General features: G+C 71.1%; 18 protein-coding genes and 1 tRNA gene. 12 read left to right on the forward strand and 7 right to left on the reverse strand.

What is annotated here, in order from left to right; genetic code table 11:
- Nucleotides 1-100: 100 nt before the first annotated feature.
- From Plo01_RS05355 to Plo01_RS05365, 3 genes are read left to right on the forward strand one after another with little or no spacing between them, the layout of a single operon-like run.
- Nucleotides 101-1,210 (forward strand): alanine racemase, encoded by a 1,110-nt coding sequence (locus tag Plo01_RS05355; protein ID WP_203889367.1) that lies wholly within the window; start codon nt 101-103, stop codon nt 1,208-1,210.
- Nucleotides 1,211-1,250: 40 nt separating this feature from the next.
- Nucleotides 1,251-1,637, forward strand: coding sequence for a Rid family detoxifying hydrolase (locus Plo01_RS05360; RefSeq protein ID WP_203889368.1), 387 nt, complete (start codon nt 1,251-1,253; stop codon nt 1,635-1,637).
- A 41-nt stretch (nt 1,638-1,678) separates the two neighbouring features.
- The gene (locus tag Plo01_RS05365; RefSeq protein WP_203889369.1) at nt 1,679-2,890 is read left to right on the forward strand and encodes a hypothetical protein; all 1,212 of its coding nucleotides are present in this window, start codon (nt 1,679-1,681) and stop codon (nt 2,888-2,890) included.
- Between the two features lie 109 nt (nt 2,891-2,999).
- Here Plo01_RS05365 and Plo01_RS05370 read toward each other — a convergent pair whose 3' ends face one another.
- Nucleotides 3,000-3,554, reverse strand: a complete 555-nt coding sequence (locus Plo01_RS05370) for a TetR/AcrR family transcriptional regulator (protein WP_203889370.1) — start codon at nt 3,552-3,554, stop codon at nt 3,000-3,002.
- Nucleotides 3,555-3,641: 87 nt separating this feature from the next.
- Here Plo01_RS05370 and Plo01_RS05375 point away from each other — a divergent pair, with 87 nt between their 5' ends.
- The gene (locus Plo01_RS05375; RefSeq protein ID WP_203889371.1) at nt 3,642-4,472 is read left to right on the forward strand and encodes an alpha/beta fold hydrolase; all 831 of its coding nucleotides are present in this window, start codon (nt 3,642-3,644) and stop codon (nt 4,470-4,472) included.
- On the opposite strand, the gene Plo01_RS05380 is transcribed toward Plo01_RS05375, so the two are convergent.
- Nucleotides 4,424-5,044, reverse strand: a complete 621-nt coding sequence (locus tag Plo01_RS05380) for a LysE family translocator (RefSeq protein ID WP_203889372.1) — start codon at nt 5,042-5,044, stop codon at nt 4,424-4,426. The two genes, Plo01_RS05375 and Plo01_RS05380, sit on opposite strands and share 49 nt — an antisense overlap.
- Before the next feature lie 103 nt (nt 5,045-5,147).
- Between Plo01_RS05380 and Plo01_RS05385 the strand changes: the two genes are divergently transcribed.
- Nucleotides 5,148-7,919 (forward strand): helix-turn-helix transcriptional regulator, encoded by a 2,772-nt coding sequence (locus Plo01_RS05385; RefSeq protein WP_239315903.1) that lies wholly within the window; start codon nt 5,148-5,150, stop codon nt 7,917-7,919.
- A 195-nt stretch (nt 7,920-8,114) separates the two neighbouring features.
- Here Plo01_RS05385 and Plo01_RS05390 read toward each other — a convergent pair whose 3' ends face one another.
- A complete protein-coding gene (locus Plo01_RS05390; protein WP_203889374.1) occupies nt 8,115-8,504 on the reverse strand; it encodes a response regulator transcription factor in 390 nt (129 codons plus the stop codon).
- Between the two features lie 170 nt (nt 8,505-8,674).
- On the opposite strand from Plo01_RS05390, the gene Plo01_RS05395 reads away from it, so the two are divergent.
- Together Plo01_RS05395 and Plo01_RS05400 are read left to right on the forward strand one after the other, a co-directional pair.
- Nucleotides 8,675-9,505, forward strand: a complete 831-nt coding sequence (locus Plo01_RS05395; protein ID WP_239315904.1) for a C40 family peptidase — start codon at nt 8,675-8,677, stop codon at nt 9,503-9,505.
- Nucleotides 9,506-9,587: 82 nt separating this feature from the next.
- Nucleotides 9,588-9,662: transfer RNA gene (locus Plo01_RS05400), tRNA-Arg, on the forward strand.
- Between the two features lie 129 nt (nt 9,663-9,791).
- On the opposite strand, the gene Plo01_RS05405 is transcribed toward Plo01_RS05400, so the two are convergent.
- Nucleotides 9,792-9,950 (reverse strand): hypothetical protein, encoded by a 159-nt coding sequence (locus Plo01_RS05405; RefSeq protein WP_203889375.1) that lies wholly within the window; start codon nt 9,948-9,950, stop codon nt 9,792-9,794.
- A gap of 145 nt (nt 9,951-10,095) precedes the next feature.
- Here Plo01_RS05405 and Plo01_RS05410 point away from each other — a divergent pair, with 145 nt between their 5' ends.
- Both Plo01_RS05410 and Plo01_RS05415 read left to right on the forward strand, forming a co-directional pair.
- Entirely contained in the window at nt 10,096-11,040 is a 945-nt protein-coding gene (locus Plo01_RS05410; RefSeq protein WP_203889376.1) for an RNA polymerase subunit sigma-70, read from the forward strand.
- A gap of 42 nt (nt 11,041-11,082) precedes the next feature.
- Nucleotides 11,083-12,177: a serine hydrolase domain-containing protein gene (locus tag Plo01_RS05415; RefSeq protein ID WP_203889377.1), complete on the forward strand. Its 1,095-nt coding sequence runs from the start codon at nt 11,083-11,085 to the stop codon at nt 12,175-12,177.
- A 246-nt stretch (nt 12,178-12,423) separates the two neighbouring features.
- On the opposite strand, the gene Plo01_RS05420 is transcribed toward Plo01_RS05415, so the two are convergent.
- Nucleotides 12,424-12,954 (reverse strand): hypothetical protein, encoded by a 531-nt coding sequence (locus tag Plo01_RS05420; protein WP_203889378.1) that lies wholly within the window; start codon nt 12,952-12,954, stop codon nt 12,424-12,426.
- 19 nt (nt 12,955-12,973) lie between these two features.
- Nucleotides 12,974-13,573: a TetR/AcrR family transcriptional regulator gene (locus Plo01_RS05425; protein WP_203889379.1), complete on the reverse strand. Its 600-nt coding sequence runs from the start codon at nt 13,571-13,573 to the stop codon at nt 12,974-12,976.
- Nucleotides 13,574-13,627: 54 nt separating this feature from the next.
- Between Plo01_RS05425 and Plo01_RS05430 the strand changes: the two genes are divergently transcribed.
- A complete protein-coding gene (locus tag Plo01_RS05430; RefSeq protein ID WP_203889380.1) occupies nt 13,628-14,074 on the forward strand; it encodes a pyridoxamine 5'-phosphate oxidase family protein in 447 nt (148 codons plus the stop codon).
- A gap of 191 nt (nt 14,075-14,265) precedes the next feature.
- Here Plo01_RS05430 and Plo01_RS05435 read toward each other — a convergent pair whose 3' ends face one another.
- Nucleotides 14,266-14,589, reverse strand: a complete 324-nt coding sequence (locus Plo01_RS05435) for a hypothetical protein (RefSeq protein ID WP_203889381.1) — start codon at nt 14,587-14,589, stop codon at nt 14,266-14,268.
- A gap of 265 nt (nt 14,590-14,854) precedes the next feature.
- Between Plo01_RS05435 and Plo01_RS05440 the strand changes: the two genes are divergently transcribed.
- Together Plo01_RS05440 and Plo01_RS05445 are read left to right on the forward strand one after the other, a co-directional pair.
- A complete protein-coding gene (locus Plo01_RS05440; protein ID WP_203889382.1) occupies nt 14,855-16,390 on the forward strand; it encodes a pentapeptide repeat-containing protein in 1,536 nt (511 codons plus the stop codon).
- A gap of 154 nt (nt 16,391-16,544) precedes the next feature.
- On the forward strand, nt 16,545-17,507 hold the full coding sequence (locus Plo01_RS05445; RefSeq protein WP_203889383.1) for a hypothetical protein: 963 nt from the start codon (nt 16,545-16,547) through the stop codon (nt 17,505-17,507).
- Nucleotides 17,508-17,722 lie beyond the last annotated feature (215 nt).

The following is a 17,722-nucleotide window of genomic DNA, read 5'->3' on the forward strand; positions in this document are numbered from 1 at the left end:
CCGGAGCGATCCGGAATCCCGCCCCCGGCGTGAGGATAGGGTCCTCCAAGGCGGCCGGAGGAGGCCGCCGACGCCGCCGGGCGAACGAGGGGGGACGTCGTTGAAGGGGATCATCGATCCCGGCAGGGTCGTGGGCGAGTCGCTGTTCGGCGGGGCGTTCACCTTCCCGGTGATGGTCGCGCACCGGGACGCGCTGCGGCACAACATCGCCACCCTCGCCGCCTTCGCGCGCGAGCACGGGCTGACGCTCGTCCCGCACGCCAAGACGACCATGTCGCCCGAGATCGTCCGGGCCCAGCTCGACGCGGGCGCCTGGGGCCTGACCGCCGCCACCCCGAGCCAGGCGCTCACCCTGTGCGAGTTCGGGGTGCCCCGCGTGCTGCTCGCCAACCAGATCTTCGACCCGGCCGCGCTCGACGCCCTGGCGGCCAGGCTCGCCGGCGACCCCTCGTTCGAGTTCCTCTGCTTCGTGGACTCGGCGGCCGGGGTCGAGACGCTGGCCCGGCACGCCGGGCCCCGGCCGTTCCGGGTCCTGGCCGAGCTGGGCCACGAGGGCGGGCGGGCCGGCTGCCGGACCCTGGAGGAGCTGCTGGAGGTCGCCGCCGCGGCCCAGGCCGCGCCCGGGGTGGAGCTCGCGGGCGTGGCCGGGTACGAGGGGTCGCTGACGTCGGCCGCCGAGGTCCGGCGCTACCTGCACCGGCTGATGGAGGCGGTGGAGCACCTGCGGGTCAGGAACCCGATCCTGTCGGTGGGCGGCAGCCAGTGGTTCGACGTGATCGGCCGGGAACTGGCCGCCTGCCAGGCGACGATCATGCTCCGGAGCGGGGCGTACGTCTCCCACGACGACGGCTACTACCGTGAGCGCACGCCGTACACCCGGATCGAGGGCGAGCTCCGTCCCGCGCTGGAGATCTGGGCCCACGTGCTGTCCGTCCCCGAGCCCGGCCTGGCCGTCGTCGGGTTCGGGAAGCGGGACGCCCCCTTCGACGAGGGGCTGCCGGTGCCGCGCGGCGCGGTCGAGGGCGCTACCGTTCTCAAGGTTCAGGACCAGCACGCGGTCCTGCGGCTCGCGCCGGACTCCCCGGTGCGGCCGGGGGACCTGGTGTCGTTCGGGATCTCCCACCCGTGCACGGCCTTCGACAAGTGGCGGGCCATGCCGGTGGTGGACGACGACTACACCGTCGTGGACCTGATCACCACCTGTTTCTAGGTCTCCCCAGGTTGCCTGGGCTCCGGATAAGGACGGACAGATGAGCGGCAAGGTTGAGCTGCGGACCGACGAGGGCGCCGCGCCGGTCGGCGCCTACTCCCAGGGTCTCGTGGTGGGCGACTTCGTCTACACCTCGGGCATGGGCCCGCTGGACCCGGCGACCGGCGAGGTCGTCGGCGCCGACGTGGCCGAGCAGACCCACCAGACGATGCGCAACCTCGGCGCGATCCTCGCGGCGCACGGCCTGGGCTTCGACGACGTGGTGAAGTCGACGGTGCACCTGCAGCACCTCAAGCGCGACTTCGCCGCCTACAACGAGGTCTACAAGTCCTACTTCACCGAGCCCTACCCGGTCCGCACGACCGTCGGCTCCAACCTGATGGACATCCTGGTCGAGATCGACTTCGTGGCCTACAAGGGACGTTAGAGTCTGACCAGAGTCTGACCGGCGGCGGGAGGGGCGGCGGCGTGGACAGTTCGGTGTACGTCTACGTCGAGGACGTGCGGGGCGAAGGCCTCCAGCCGGTCCTCGACCGCGTCGCCGGATACGGCGTGGCCGGCGTGACCGTGGCCGCCGCCTACCACCGCACCCGGGACGTGACCCCGCACGGCTCGTCCCGGGTGACGATCCGCCGGGACGGAGTGCACTTCCTCCCGCCGGAGGACCTCTTCGGCGGGCTCCGCCTCGTCCCGCCCGTCCAGGAGGGGGCCGAGGAGGAGCCGCTGGCCGCGCTCCGCAGGGCCACCGCCGAGCGCGGGCTCAGGCTGCACGGCTGGACCGTCTTCCTGCACAGCGTCACCCTCGGCGACACCCATCCCGACGTGACCGTGCGCAACTGCTTCGGCGACCGGGGCTCGCTCGCCGACCTGTGCCCCTCCCACCCCGACGTCCGCCTCTACGCGGTTGCGCTGGCCCGGGCCGTGGCCCGGCAGGGCGTCGACAGCGTGGTCGCCGAGGGGCTGCACTTCGGCGCCTTCGGGCACGGCTACCACCACGAGCGGAGCTTCGTCGCGCTCGGACCGATGGACCTGTTCCTGATCGGGCTCTGCTTCTGCGACTTCTGCCTGCGCCGCGCCGCCGACCTGGGCGTCAACGCCGGGGCCGCGCGCCAGGAGTGCGCCAGGATCGTGGGCGGCGTGCTCGACGGCGACCCGCCCGCCGAGGGAGAGGTGACCCGGGCGGCGCTGACGGCCTACGCCGGGCCCGAGGTGGTGGCCTACGCGCGGGCCCGCTCCGAGGCGGTGACGTCCCTGGTGTCCGAGGTCGCCACGGCGGTCGCCGACGAGGGGTCGCGGCTGGTCTTCCTGGACGGCACCGGGTCGGTGAAGGGGTACGCCGACGGCCTGCCCTCGCCGATCCTCGCCGCGCACGACGCCTGGCAGCTCGGGGTGGACCTCGTCGCCCTGGGCGACCTGGTGCCCTCGCTCGGGGTGCTCGCCTACGCCCGCGACGCCGCCCGGGTCGCCGACGACGTGAGCTCCTACCGCCGTTCGACGGGCAAGGAGCGCGAGCTGCGGGTCGTGCTCCGGCCCGGCCCGCCCGACACCGACTCGGCCGACCGCCTCGTGGCCAAGGTCCGCGCGGCCCGGGCGGCCGGGGCGGACGCGGTGGACTTCTACGCGTACGGGCTCATGCCGTACCCGATCCTCGACCGCATCCCCGGTGCGCTCTCGAGCTGACCCGCACGTCCGGGACCGGTCGGCCGGAGCGTGAGGCGGCCGGCCGGGTCCGGGGCGCGGGGCGGCGGCCGGGTCCGGGTCCGGATCGGGGCGATGGCCGGATCTCCGATCAGGCCGGGGCGGAGCCGTCGAGCACCGTCCGCACCGCCTCGGCGGCGAAGCCGTCGTCGAGGGGGAGTCCCCGGAAGACCGTCCGCAGCCAGACCGCGCCGCCCAGCAGGTCCATGATCAGCATGGGGTCGGCGTCCTCGCGGAGCTCGCCGCGCCGCCGGGCCCGTTCGAAGATCTGCTCCTCGCGGGCGAGCCGGTCGGCGAAGAAGCGCCGGGCCGTCTCCGCCAGCTCGGGGTGGTGGACGGCGGCGCCGAGCGCGGCCACCGCGACGTCGGCCGCCGGGGGGCGGGTGAGCAGCGCGGCGATGCCCCGGACCAGCGCCTCCAGGTCGCCGCGGAGGCTCCCGGTGTCCGGCGCCTCCACGGCCAGCGTGTCGGCCTCGACCAGCGCGGCGGCCAGCAGCGCGGCCTTGGAGGGCCACCAGCGGTAGATCGTGGTCTTGTTGACCCCGGAGCGGTCCGCCACCCCCTCGACGGTCAGTCCTTCGTATCCCTTCTCGGCGAGCAGGCCGAGCGTCGCCTGGAAGATCTCCTGCTGCCTGCGCGGTGCCATGGTCCTCCTTGCGCGGTGCCGTGGGTCTCAGGGTAGCGTGTCATGCAACGCAACGGTGCGTTGCGTTTTCTGGATCGGGAGGTTCTCATGACGCCGGTCGTCTTCGTTCACGGAATCCGCGTCAGCGCGACCATGTGGGGGCCGGTGACGGCCCGTCTCGACCGGCCCGCCGTGGCGGTGGACCTGCCCGGGCACGGGACCCGGCGGGGCGAGCCGTTCACGATGGAGGCGGCGACCTCGGCGGTGGCCGCCGCGATCGACGAGGTCGGCGGACGGGCGTTCGTGGCCGGTCTCTCCCTCGGCGGCTACGTCGGCATCGCGACGGCCGGGCGGTTCCCCGGGCGGGTGGCCGGGCTGGCCGCGCTGGGATGCACGGCCCTGCCCGGCCGCTACGCCTGGATCTACCGGTCCCTGGCCTCCCTGGCCGCCCGGGATCCGTCCCTGGCCGACCGGATCAGCGCGTACGGCCTGCGCCGCGCCCTGCCCGGTCCGGCCGGGGAGGCGATGGTGGCGGGCGGGCTGTCCTGCGAGGTGATGCCCCAGGCCGTCGCCGCCGTCGCCGGGCACGACCAGCTCGCGGCGCTGGCGGCCTATCCGGGGCGGGTGTGGCTGGTCAACGGCGCCCGCGACCCGTTCCGCGCGAACGAGCGCGACTTCCTGCGGGCCTGCCGGGACGGGCGGCTGATCCTGGTCCCCCGCCGGGGGCACCTGGGCGTGCTGGCCGCGCCGGGGCCGCTCGCCCGGCTGCTGGGCGACCTGTGCGCCCAGCTGGACGGCCCGGCGGGCGGGCGCGCGGGCGGAGACCGGACCGGGCGGCCGGAGAGCGGGGCGGAAGGTCGGGCGGGGCAGACGGAGAGCGGGGGCGGAGATCAGGCCGGGCGGCTGGAGAGCGCGGTCGCCACGCCGAGCCCCAGGTAGACCACGCCGCTGACATAGCCCAGCGGCCTCGCCCGGTTCCGCAGCCGCCTGCCGAGGGCGCCCGCGCTCGCGGCGTAGATCATGTCGGAGATCAGCCCCAGGACCAGCAGCGTGCCGCCCAGGATGACGATCTGCAGCGGCACCGCCCCGGCCTCCGGGACGACGAACTGGGGGAGGAACGCCAGGAAGAAGAGGGTCACCTTGGGGTTGAGCACGTTGACGACGACGCCTTCGAGGAAGACGGCGCGCAGCGGCTGCGGGGCGGTCTCCCGGGCGGCGAGCTCCTGCCTGCTGGTCAGCGCCCGGAACCCCAGGTAGACGAGATAGAGCACGCCCGCCCATTTGATCACGTTGAACAGGGTCGCCGACTGGGCGATCACGTACGAGAGTCCGGCCGCGGCCGCGGCGATGTGCACGAGCGTCCCGGTCTCCACGCCGAACGCGCTGGCCATCGCCGCGGCCCGTCCCTGGGAGATGCCGCGGGCGGCGATGTAGAGGTGGTTCGGGCCCGGCACGAGCACCAGCGCCAGGGACGCGACCGCGAACAGCAGGAATGTGGACATCGACACCATGCGTCCGACATTAGGGGGGGTTTGGTCCTCGCGGCGAAGGCCAATCCGGGGGCGGTCCGGTGGACCAATCGAATTGCCGGCGGTCCGTGACATACTCGCCGTTGTGGTGTCCCAAAAGGTGCAAAGCGCCCTGGTAGGGCGGCTGGTCGAGCTCGACCGGCTGCTCGGCGTGCTGCAGTCGGCGAGCGGCGGCATGGCCGGGGTCGCCCTGGTGGGCGGTGACGCGGGCATCGGCAAGACCCGGCTGGTGACCGAGCTGGCCGAGCGGGCCAGGGAGAAGGGCCTGGCCGTACTCGTCGGGCAGTGCGCCGAGCTCGGCGACGCCCTGCCGTACCTCCCGCTGGCCGACGCCCTGCGCGGCGCGGAGGGAGAGCTGCGCGCGGCGATCGAGGCGCGTCCCCTGCTCGGCAGGCTGCTGCCCGGGGTCGCCGACGCCGGCCCGGAGAGCGCCTCGGGCCTCACCCAGCAGCAGCTGTTCGGCTCGGTGCTCGGGTTCCTGGCCACCCAGCCGATCCTCCTGATCATGGAAGACCTGCACTGGGCCGACCAGTCGACCCGCGACCTGCTCGTCTTCCTCAGCCGGATGCTGCAGACCGAGCGGGTCTGCCTGGTCGGCACCTACCGTACGGACGACCTGCACCGCCGCCACCCGCTCCGCAGGGTCCTCGCCGAGCTCAAGCGCCTCCCCCTGGTCACCTCCGTCGAACTGAGCCCGCTCGACCGCGAGGAGATGGCCGACTACGTCACCACGCTCGGCGGCTCCGACGCCCGGGTGGTCACCGAGGTCGTCGACCGCGCCGAGGGCAACCCCTTCTACGCCGAGGAACTGCTGGAGGCCGCGCTCGGCGGCTCCTCGATGCCCGACGGCCTGGCCAGCCTGCTGCTCTCCCGGGCCGAGCTGCTCTCCGACCCCGCCCAGCGGGTGCTGCGCGGCGCGGCCGTCGCGGGACGGCGGGTCGACCACGCCCTCCTGCAGGAGGCCTCGGGCCTGGACGACATGGCCTTCGAGGAGGCCATGCGGGAGATCGTCTCCCGGGGCCTGCTGCATCCCTCCGGCGAGTACGGCTACGCCTTCCGGCACGCGCTGCTCCAGGAGGCCGTCTACACCGACCTGCTGCCCGGCGAGCGGACCCGCCTGCACGCCGAGTTCGCCCGGCTGCTGACCGCCCGCAAGGGCGCCGCGGCGGAGCTCGCCCACCACTACCTGGCCAGCCACGACCTCGCCGGGGCGCTGGCCGCCTCGGTCGAGGCCGGGCGCCGGGCCGAGCGGCTCGGCGCGCCCGCGGAGGCCCACCGCCACTTCGAGCAGGCCCTCGGTCTCTGGGACCGGGTCGAGGACGCCGAAGGCCTCGCCGGGACCGACCACCTGTGCCTCGCCATGCGCAGCGCCGCCGCGGCGGCCGACAGCGGCGACAACCACCGGGCCATCGCCCAGCTGCGGAGGCTGCCGCCGTCGGCCGAGGTCAACGAGCGACTGGCGTACGTCCTCATCGACAAGGGTGACGAAGAGGACAAGGCGGGAGCCGTCGCCGCGGCCCAGGCCGCCGTCGAGGCGGCGGAGGAGGAGCCCGTACTCGCCCGGGCCCTGGCGACCTACGCGCGCGCGCTCTACTGGACCGACCGGGATGACGAGGTGGAGCCGCTCGCGTCGCGGGCGATCGAGAAAGCCCGCGCCAGCGGCGCCACCGACGCGGAGACCAGCGCGCTGATCACCCTGGGGTCCCTCGCCGCGTTCGGCGGCGACATCCCCCGGGCCAAGGAACTGCTCGCGTGCGCCTCGGCGGAACGCTCCGGCGATCTGGTCATCGACCTGCGAGCGATCTTCCAGTACGCCCGGGTCCAGTATGAGAGCGGCGACCTGGCCGAGGCGGCGGTCACCACCGACCGGGGCCTGGAGCTGGCGCACGAGACCGGGCTCGACTGGAGCACCTTCGGGACCGACCTGCGCTTCCTGCGCTTCCTCATCCACTACGTGGCGGGAGAGTGGGACGCGGCGGAGAAGGTCGCGACCGGGTTCGGCATCCGGGTGGGCACCCCGGCCGAGGCGCTGCTGTCCTCCTTCGCCCTCTTCGTCGAGGTGGCGCGGGGCCTGCCCGCCGTGGAGGAACGCCTCTCCTGGATGGCGCCCTTCCAGTCCGACGCGTTCGTCTCCTACATGGCGCACGGCCTGGCCGCCGAACACGCCATGTGGCAGGGCGACCCGGAGAGGGCGCTCAGCCACATCGAGACGGCGCTGGAGGCCACCGATTCCAGCGCCGCCATCCGGCTCAGCGCGACCGGCCTGTGGGCGCTGGCGGACCTGGGACGCGCCGACGCCGCCGACGCCCTCCTGGAGCGGGCCAGGACGCCCGTCGCCGGCGGCCCGGGATCGAGCCGGGGCTGGATCGGACCCGAGGGAATGGCCTGGGCGGCCCGGGCGGAGGCCGAGTGGCACCGCGCCCACGGCCGCCTCGACGTCGACGCCTGGCGCGCGGTGGTCGAGGCGTTCGACTTCGGCTTCGTCTACGAGACCGCCCGCTCGCGCTGGCGGCTGGCCGAGGCGCTGCTGGCGGCCGGCGACCGCGACACGGCACGGGAGGAATGGGAACGGGCGGTCGAGGCCGCCGCGTCCCTGGGCGCCCGGCCGCTGGGGGAGGCCCTGGAGGAACTGGGCCGCCGGGCGAGGTTCACCTCGGCGCAGTCGGGGCTGCTGACGGGCCGGGAGCAGGAGGTGCTGGCGTTGGTGGCCGAGGGCCTGTCCAACCGTGAGATCGCCGGGCGGCTGTTCATCGCGCAGAAGACGGTGAGCGTGCACGTCTCCAACATCCTGGGCAAGCTGGGCGTGTCCTCCCGGACTCAGGCCGCCGTCGTGGCCCGCAAGGAAGGCCTGATCTGAGGCCGCCCCGCCGGTGGTCTCCCTCACCCGCTCACCCCGTCGCCCGCCTTACGCAGCCGCGGCCGGCCTGCGGCGGCGGTGACGCGGTGACCCGCTTGCGGGGGCGGTGACCCGCTTGCGGGGGCGGCAAGACCGAGTGGCCGGATGGCCGGGTGACCGGGCGTCAGCCCCGGCCCGGCCGTCGACTGCCAGCCGTCAGCCGCTGCGGGCCGAGAGCGCGAGGTCGCGGACGACCTGGATGAGCTCGGCCGGGTCGAACGGCTTGGTGAGGTAGGCGTCCACCCCGATGCCGAACCCCCGCCGCTTGTCGTCCTCCTGAGCGCGGGCGGTGATCAGGACGACCTTGATGTGGCTGGTGCTGTCGTCGCCCCGCAGCCGGGTGGCGGTCGTCCAGCCGTCCATCCGGGGCATCATCACATCCAGCGTGACCACGTCGGGTTGCACGTCCCTCACCCGGTCCAGGCAGTTCTGCCCGTCGAAGGCGGTCTCCACCTGGAAGCCCTCCAGGGTCAGGTTGACCGCGATGAGCTGCCGGATGACCTCGTCATCGTCCACCACCAGAACTTTGCCCAGAAGTTCTCCCACGGCCGCCAAGCTAGCTCTTCGGGATCGATCACGCGCGGGTTTCTGCGGATGTGTACGCGGACTTGTCCACAGCCGACAGGTTTTCCACAGAACCAGGCTCGGTCCCATGGTGATCACTCCGTCCCACCGATTCTGGGGCCTCGATCGTCCATCGAGCTCAGGAGGCCCAAGTGATCGCCACTCTCATCACCGCCACCGTCCTCGCCACGACCGTCACGGGTGGTCTGGGAAGCGCGGAGGCGTGGTGGTCCTGCCCGCGGGCACTCACCCAGTTGCCGGACCACATCCGGCGCTGGATTCCCGAGAGCCTGCGCGCCCTGTCCGTCGCCGATTGCCGCCCAGGTCGACCGGAGGCCGCAGATCCCCGTTCCCCGGAACCGCCCGCCCGGGTCCACCGGCCCGCCGCCACCCGGCCTCCCGTCCCCGGCCCCCGGCCCGGGGCCACGCCGGAGACACCGGGACGGAAGGAACCCGCATCGAAGAAGCCCGCGCTCAGAGAGCCCGCGCCGGGGAAGTCCGAGCGCGGAGAGTCGGAGCCGCTACGGCGGCAGCCCGAGCGGAGGAAGCCCGAGTCGTCACGGCGGCAGCCCGAGCGGCAGGATCACCCCTCGCCCGGCCAGATCGCGGCGGCCGCGGCACTCCGCCAGCTCGGCACGCCGTACGTCTGGGGCGGAGGCTCGAGCACCGGGCCGACACGCGGCGGCTTCGACTGCTCCGGTCTCGCCCTGCACGCCTGGTCGAAGGCCGGAGTCACCCTCACCCACTACACCGGCACCCAGTTCCGGCAGGGCCGTCGCGTGCCGTTCTCCCAGCTCCGCCCCGGAGATCTCGTCTTCTTCGGGGGCGGCACCGGCGCCCCCGCCCACGTCGGCGTCTACGTGAAGAACGGCGTCATGGTCCACGCCCCCAAGACCGGCGACGTCGTCAAGACCACCGCCTTCGCCGGCTCCCCCTACTACCGCGCCCGCTACCGCGGAGCCGTCCGCCCGTCCCCCCGCTGAGAGCCGATCCCCACCAGATCACCCACTTCCCCGCTGTGAGTGTCAGTTCCCCTCCGGATGCTGGTAATCTAGTCACGCGTTGGCCCCCTTAGCTCAGGGGATAGAGCACCGGCCTCCGGAGCCGGGAGCGCAAGTTCGAATCTTGCAGGGGGCACCAACGCAGGACCAGTGGGATCATGCCGCTGACCTGCACGAAGGACGCCGGAACGGGCGGGGCTCCAGTCTCACGGAGTCCCGCCCGTTCTCATTGGCGCTCGCTGTCTGTGGGCCAGCTGTGGACCACCCTTCACCGGGTCGACGCGAGTTCCTCGATCACACGCCGGGCGACGCCGGGCTCTTCCAGCTCGCTCGTGGCGAGCGTGCCCTTCTGAAGAAGGCGGACGGCGGTCTCCGGGTGCGGCGGTACGGTCTCGCCGTCGGCCCGCGGAATCGGAGCCCATTGCATCGCAGCCCTGATGTTCTTCCTCGGCAGGCCGGCACCTTCCCACTCCCTCCGCCGACGAGAACGGATCATGTCGTATACCGTTTCGGGTAGATCGCGTACGGCCCGCGACCGGAGACGGTGACCGAATTCCCCGAAGGGCGCGCCAGTGGATGGTTTCGGCGATGCCATCGAGAAGCATCGGCATGAACTGCACGTGCACTGCTACCGGATGCTCGGCTCGTTCGACGAGGCCGAGGACATGGTCCAGGAGACGTTCCTGCGGGCCTGGCGCAGGCAGGACACGCTGCAGAGCGAGGCGGGGCTGCGCGCCTGGCTCTACCGGATCGCCACGAACACCTGCCTCGACTTCCTCAGGGCGAACCCGCGGCGGCCGGAACCCCGCGAGGCGCCCGTCGTGGCGGACTCGTGGCTGGACTGGCCGGTCAGGACGGCGGTGCCGTGGCTGCAGCCGTACCCCGACGACCTGCTCGACGCCGTCATCGAGCGGGAGACGATCGAGCTGGCGTTCCTGGCCGCGGTCCAGCACCTGCCGCCCCGGCAGCGCGCCGTACTGATCCTCCGTGACGTCCTCGGCTGGCCGGCCCAGGAGACCGCCGAAGCTCTGGAGATCAGCGTGGCGGCGGTCAAGAGCGCACTGCAGCGGGCCCGGCCGGTCCTGCGGGAGCATCTGCCCGCCCAGCGGCTGACGTCGGCGACGGCCGAGGAGATGGCCGTCGTCCAGCGGTACGTCGACGCCCTGGAGAAGGCGGACCCGTCCCTGCTCCCCGAGTTGCTGAGACAGGACGTCTACCAGACCATGCCGCCCGCGCCGATGTGGATCCTCGGCCGCGAGGCGTTCCTGGCGGCCTGGACGCCCGCCATGGTCGGCGAGGGGTCGTGGGGCGACTGGCGGCTGGTGGTCACGCGGGCGAACCGGCAGCCCGCGGTCGCCGCCTATCTCCGCACGCCCGTCGACTCCCTGTACCGGCCGTACTGGATCGCCGTCCTCCGGATCGAGGACGGGCTGATCGCCCAGATCACCACGTACGGCCGGGACCTGTTCCCCGCGTTCGATCTCCCCGATTCCTTTTCCGCCGCCCGTTCGTCTTAGGAGCAGATCCTTGAGGACAGGTATCGCGAAAGGGAGTCCACCATGTCTGATCTTCAGAAGAACGTGCAGGCCGCGATCGACGAGCTGGTCGAGTCCGGAGCCGAGCGCGGGGTGCAGGTCGCGGTCTACCGCCGCGGCGAACTCCTGGTCGACGCGGTGGCGGGCGTCGCGGACCCGGCGACCGGCCGCCCCTTCACCTCCGACACGCCGGTCTACGTCACCTCCACCGGCAAGGGGGTGATCGCGGCCGTCGTGCACGTGCTCGCCGACCGCGGGGTGCTCGACTACGACGCGCCGATCTCCTCCTACTGGCCCGAGTTCGGCATCCACGGCAAGGACAGGGCGACCGTACGGCACGCGCTCACGCACGCGGTCGGCGTGCCGGGGGTGCCCGTCGGCACCACGCCCGAGGACATCGCCGACTGGGACCGGATGTGCGCGGTCATCGCCGCCGCGGAGCCCTGGTGGGAGCCGGGCACCGCGACGGGCTACCACCCGCAGACCTTCATCTTCATCCTCGGTGAGACCGTGCGCCGGGCGACCGGGAAGAGCATCTCCCGGGTGCTCCGCGAGGAGGTGGCCGGGCCGCTCGGCCTGGCCGACGAGCTGTTCTTCGCCGTGCCGCCCGCCGAGCTGCCGAGGCTGGCCGTGATCGAGGACGCGCAGCCCCCGATGGAGATGCCCGCGGAGATGCTCGCCCAGATCCCGTTCTTCAGGGTCGTCAACGGCTACACGGCCGCGCCGCTGAACGCGATGCCCGACGCCGCCTACAGCAACCGGTCCGACATCCTGACCTCCGACTCGGGCGCCACCATGACCGCACGGGCGCTGGCCCGCGTGTACGACGCGCTGATGAACGGGTTGATCTCGGCCGGACGGCTGCGCGAGGTCACCTCGGCCGCGGTGTCCGGGATGGACGAGGTCAACGGAACGCCCGCGACCTGGGGGCTGGGATACTCCATCGGTTTCCCGCAGGCGCTGAACAGCCCCACGGCCTTCGGGATGGCCGGCAGCGGGGGGACCGCGGCGTTCGCGGACCCCGCCACGGGCATCGCGGTCGGGGTGACCAAGAACCGTGCTTCGTTCGGGGACTTCAGCACCGTCGAGCGGGTGGCCCGGCTCGTGGCGGACGCCTGACACGGCCGCCGGGGCTCCGGGGGCTCCGGCGGCTCGGGGGTTCCGGGGCTCCGGGGGTGCCGAGGCGTCAGGGGCCGAGGTGCCGGGACGGTGTCAGCCGAAGGATGCGGTCCGGCCTCCTCAACCGTCAGGAGGCCGGACGATCCGCCGTGAGGGCTCCTTCGGTGTCGATTTTTCGAAGTCGGCTGCACGGATGTCTGAACTCCTGCACACGTGAAGGTCTGCCTCTATCGGCGGGTCGGCGGGCTACCGGTCGGCCCACGCGATGATCGGGCCGGTGTGCTCCGGCAGCAGGACGACGAACTCGCCGAAGGGCTGGACCACCCGTGCGATGCCGATGTGGGCGGGGGCGGCGAGCAGGTCTTTCACGATTTCCGCTCCGTCGGTGATGCGGTCGGCGTGCGCATGGACGGCGATTCTGTCTGCTGGTCCGCTGATCCAGACGTCGATCTCGGCGCCGTTGCGCAGCACGTCGAGGAGCCAGGTCCGTAGGGCGCCGGGTGCGGCCGTCAGGACCTTGTCGTGCAGGCGCTCTTGGACGCAGGCGACGGAGGACGCCGCCGCGGCCTCCTCGCGACACCGCGGGCAGGCTCGGGCGTCGTCGGGTCCGAAGAGGTGCCGGTAGACATCGAGCTGGACTTCCGGGATGCCGCACAAGGTGGCGTGGCCGGCTCCGAGCGCGTGCTCCGCCCCTGGGAACCGGCGGTGTTCGGCGGCCGCGAACCTGGCCGGTTCTCTCGCGGAGGCGAACGACCATCCCCCGTCGTCTGTGGTCATCGGTAACCCCCGGTCGCCGCTACGGAGAGATCTGCCGGTCTGCGGCGATCGCGGCCAGGAGGGCCGCCGCTCGCTCGATCAGCGCGTCGGACTCGGCCTTCGTGTGGACGGCCGCATGCAGTTGCAGGGCGGTGCCGTCGAGGAGTGACGTCATGAGCTGTGCCCTGATCCGGACATCCGGGAGCGCGGCATCGGGGTCGATCCGGCGGACGAGTGAACCGATCGCGGCGTAGAACGACTCGTAGACCTCGCGGTTCAGTGCCCGGAAACGATCACTGTGATAGGCCAGCGAGGCGAGCGAGAGATACACCCCGCCGGTGCCGGACGACCAGTTCTCCACCAGTTGCCGGGCGAGTTCGGGGACGTCGCGCACCGCGTCCTCGGCGCGGAGCGAGCCCTCGACCATGGTGAGATCGTTCGTGATCTCGGCCCGGATCACGGCCTCGAGCAGGTCGTCGCGTGTGGCGAAGTAGTACTGCAGATTGCCCAGTCGCATCCCGGCCGACGCGGCCACGGTGCGCATCGCGAAGGCGTCCAGGCCCTCGCCGAGGAGCAGGCCGCGGGCCGTTTCGATGATCTCGGCGCATCTGCTCGCGTGCCGTGGTCGTGTCCCCGCCATCCCATGATCTTACTTCGCTCGCCAAGGATTAGGTCGCTGACCTATGTTAGGTCAGTGACCTATTCTGATGGGAATTCGGACGGATTCCTCGACGAGCTCCATGTCGGCGTGCTGCATGCCGTGGCCCGGGTGGGGACGCTGGCCGTCCCGGTCTGGTACCGGCGGGTGGCGGACGGCATCTCGGTGATCACCGCACTCGGCTCCCGGAAAGGGCGGGCGATCAGCGAGTCCGGCCGGTTCGGGCTCGTGGTGTCGACCGGTTACCGCTATGTCAGCCTCGAAGGCCCCGTCGTCGAGGTACGGGAGTGTGACTTCGCCCATGACCTCGTCCCGATGGCGGTCCGCTACCTGGGTGACGACGGCGAACGTTACGCCGCCCTCTGGCGGGACGCGGTCGGTGACGACCTGCGGGTCTTCGTGATGCGTCCCGAACGCCGCTACAGCGCCGATGTCACCGGCGAGTTCGCCGAGCTCGGCATCCGTCCCCTTCCGCTCCCCTGACGAGGAGCCGATCATGAACTCCTCGTTCCGGCCCGTCACGACCGGGAAGCTGCAGCTGCCGAACGTGCTCGGCCGCCCCGTCCTGTGCCCGGTGGGGAGCCGCAACCGGACTTGAACCGTTGACCGGACTGTCGGTGACCATCCTGAGAGGGATCACCTCATCGGTGACGTACTGCCGATGATCGCGCCGCCTACGACTCGTCGTCGAACGGCGTGTCACTCCAGCGGAACCACGCCTCGTCCTCCTCGATGTGCAGCAGGAACTCTGCGACGGGACCGGAAGGTGCCACCAGGGAGACCTCCTTGCGGATCTCTGCGTACACCTTCTCCCATTCGCCGCAGTTCTGGTCCTCCATCAGCTCGAGATCACGGTCGAACAGCGGCTTCACCGCGGGGAACGCCGGGCCGGGAGTGAAACGCCCGGCCAGCCAGGGGAAGTCGGTCTCCTCGATGGTGATCTCCCCGGCGAGTTCCCGTCCGCGCAGCACGCGCCAGATCTCGCCCACGAATCCCATGGCCCACTCCTCATCGCGGCGATCGAGTCCGTCACGACGCAGCGTTCCAGACCGCTGCGACAATCCGGTTCGGGGAGAGCCGATCGACGACGGGACAAGAGCAGTCGTCAGCCCGGGAGGAGGGGCGAACGTATGTGCGCCCCCTTGAGTCCGCCATCGTTCTCGGGGGCGTTAAGAGGGCTGGTGGATGCTCCTCCGTCATGACTGAGCGCTTCCGCCCCGGGGCCGCTGGTATGCCGCCCTTCGATCCTTCATCGTGGATTCCGTGGTGAAGCCAGCCGAAACGGTCCCCGCCCCGTCCGACAAGACCTCCACTACACCCGCCTCCGGTGAAGGTCTGCGTCTGGCTCGCATCGGGCCCGTGCTCGCCCTCGCCCTGACCGGCACGGTCCTGCTCAGTGTCGGCCTGTTCGTCGGTGCTCTATGGCTGCTGGGTTTCCCGGTCCTGACTCCGGTCGGCTCGAAGGGCATCTCTCTAGCCCGGCTGCTGGACCTGCTGAAGCTGTCCTTCGCCGTGGTGGCGGGGGTCGGCGGTGTCATCGCCTTGGTGGTGGCCTACCGAAAGCAGAAGGTCACCGAAGCCGCCGAGCACCGCCAGCAAGCCGCCGAACAGCGCGCGGACGAAGCTCACCGGCGTGAGGCCACCAAACTGTTCAACGAACGCTTCTCCACCGCCAGCGACAAACTCGGCCACGACTCACCCGCCGTACGTCTGGCCGGCGTGCACGCCCTGGCCGGTCTGGCCGACGACGCCCCCACCCGCGAGCTGCGCCAGACCGTCATCGACGTGCTGTGCGCCTACCTGCGCATGCCCTACAAGCCCGATCCCGGCGACGACGGCGATGCCGAGGAGCGCCTGCTGTTCGCCGGACTGCGCGAGGTGCGCCACACCATCGCCCGCGTCATCACCGCTCACCTCCGCGACGGCGCCGCAGTGTCCTGGAGAGGTCACGACTTCGACTTCACCGGTGTGGTCTTCGACGGCGGAAGCTTTGGCGGTGTGGAGTTCTCCGGCGGTGAAGTCAGCTTCATCGACGCGACGTTCGGCAGCGGCACGGTCTGGTTCGGCAGTGCGAGGTTCTCCGGCGGCATGATCTCGTTCCGCCGCGCCAAGTTCTCCGGCGGTACGGTCGACTTCAGCGGCGCGGCCTTCTCGGGCGGTACGGTCGACTTTCGCCACGCGGTGTTCTCGGGCGGTACGGTCGACTTTCGCCACGCGGCCTTCTCGGGCGGTACGGTCGACTTCAGCGACGCGGCCTTCTCCGGCGGCACGGTCCACTTCCGTGAGGTGGCATTTTGCGGCAGCACGGCCTACTTCGGCGGCGCGGTGTTCTCGGGCGGTACGGTCGACTTCAGCCGCGCGGCCCTCTCGGAGGGTACGGTCTACTTCGGCCGGGCGGCCTTCTCGGGCGGTACGGTCTACTTCGGTTACGTGAAGTTCAACGGCGGTACAGCCGACTTCGGCGGCGCGGCTTTCGCGGGCGGTACGGTCTACTTCGGTTACGTGAAGTTCAACGGCGCCACGGTCGACTTCGGCTCTGTGAAGTTCAACGGCGCCACGGTCGACTTCGGCGGCGCGGCTTTCGCGGGCGGTACGGTCCGCTTCTGTGAGGCGGCCTTCTCCGGCGGCACGGTCCACTTCCGTGAGGCGCTCTTCTCCGGCGGCACAGTTGACTTGCGTGAGGTGAGTGATTGGTCGCATCCGCCGGTGCTGCCGAATCCGGTGCCGGCCACATTGCTGCTGTCCGAGCGGAGCAAGATGCCGGGCTCCAGGAAAGGGCGGAACCCGAGGAGCCTCTGAGCGAGGTGCCCGACCGCTGGGCGCCCGGGGCACCGGCCACTGATACGGCCGGCAGCACGGCTGCGGTCGGTGCGAGCACGACCGCAGCGGAGATCTGGCGACACCAGACGGGAGCGTGGCAAAGTGAATCATGCCCGCGAACCAGAAGCGACCGGTGGATGAGCTGGAACCTTTACCCGGTGATCTCCTTCCGGAGGTCCGGGAGCTCGCGGAGTTCCTCCGTGAGCGCTTCGCGGAGATAAAAAGGCCGTTAAAGCCTTACGCACATGGGAGGGGGTGGGGTCCCGACACCGTCTCGCGTTACCTGAACGGTAAAAGCGTCCCCACCTGGGATTTCCTCCGGCCTTTTCTCCACGATGCCGCCCTGCGGCGGGGGAGGCCGATGTCCGCCGACCAGATGGAACGCGCCAGGGAACTGCAGAAGGAGGCGCTGCGGGTCAGCAACGAGCTGGGCTACGAGCTGGAGGAGCTCCGAAGCCGGCTGGACGAGGCCAAGGTGGAGAAGGAGGAGGCGGAGAGGCGTCTGAGGCATGCGCTCGCCCGCCACCAACAACAGATCGACGCGGTCAACCGGGTCGAGGTCAAACGGCGGGCGCTGGAATCCCGCTGGCGTCAGCGTGAGTTGACCGCCTCGTCCGGAGAGGAGGCGAAGCAATATACGAGAGATCATGAGCTTCTTTTGCAGAGGCAGCAAGCCCTGGAGGCTGAGGTCGAGCGACTGGAGGCTGAGCGCGAGACGGCCGAACTGGAAAAGGAGAAGGCGGATCGGAAGTGCCTCGCCCTGGAGGCGGCGCTCAGTAAATACAAGGCCGTAGAGGTCGAGATCGGTGATCTCGGATCGCAGGAAAAAACTGTCGTCCCGACTGCGGTGCCTGCCGCCGTTTACATATTTCCTATATATTTGGGTTTCATCTACAGACTGTTTTCCGGCAGCAGTCTCTTTCTGAAGATCTGCACTCTTGCCGGCCTCATGATTCCCGTCTGGGTTTCTTACGGCATCAAGCGACTCGAGCGATCGCGGCTTGCGCCCGCTGTGCGTCTGGCGTACGCCGCGGCGACTACATTGATCATTTTCATTGTCAGCACTGCGTTGCCCTTAGAGCGATGGATATGGTGACCCAGACTGGTGGATATAGGCCCGGCACTCCTGGAGCTCCGATGAGGGGCAAGGCGGGCCGGAGTCTCCGGCAGAGGCTCTCGGTGTCTTCTTCCTCCGACCTGCCGGGCAGGCGCCGGGTGAACGGACGTGGCGCTCGGAGTTCGGTGGAGTCGATGGGGTGCCCCGCGTTCGGTGGAGCCGCGCGATCCATGATTAATTGCGGCTCTTGGGGC

Source organism: Planobispora longispora (assembly GCF_016863135.1).
Lineage (GTDB): Bacteria > Actinomycetota > Actinomycetes > Streptosporangiales > Streptosporangiaceae > Planobispora > Planobispora longispora.

Excerpts from the sequence above, each read along its gene's own strand:
- Plo01_RS05360 (WP_203889368.1), top strand. The coding sequence starts at position 1,251 with ATGAGCGGCAAGGTTGAGCTGCGGACCGACGAGGGCGCCGCGCCGGTC.
- Plo01_RS05370 (WP_203889370.1), bottom strand. The coding sequence starts at position 3,554 with ATGGCACCGCGCAGGCAGCAGGAGATCTTCCAGGCGACGCTCGGCCTG.
- Plo01_RS05375 (WP_203889371.1), top strand. The coding sequence starts at position 3,642 with ATGACGCCGGTCGTCTTCGTTCACGGAATCCGCGTCAGCGCGACCATG.
- Plo01_RS05380 (WP_203889372.1), bottom strand. The coding sequence starts at position 5,044 with ATGGTGTCGATGTCCACATTCCTGCTGTTCGCGGTCGCGTCCCTGGCG.
- Plo01_RS05405 (WP_203889375.1), bottom strand. The coding sequence starts at position 9,950 with ATGCAATGGGCTCCGATTCCGCGGGCCGACGGCGAGACCGTACCGCCG.
- Plo01_RS05415 (WP_203889377.1), top strand. The coding sequence starts at position 11,083 with ATGTCTGATCTTCAGAAGAACGTGCAGGCCGCGATCGACGAGCTGGTC.
- Plo01_RS05420 (WP_203889378.1), bottom strand. The coding sequence starts at position 12,954 with ATGACCACAGACGACGGGGGATGGTCGTTCGCCTCCGCGAGAGAACCG.
- Plo01_RS05425 (WP_203889379.1), bottom strand. The coding sequence starts at position 13,573 with ATGGCGGGGACACGACCACGGCACGCGAGCAGATGCGCCGAGATCATC.
- Plo01_RS05435 (WP_203889381.1), bottom strand. The coding sequence starts at position 14,589 with ATGGGATTCGTGGGCGAGATCTGGCGCGTGCTGCGCGGACGGGAACTC.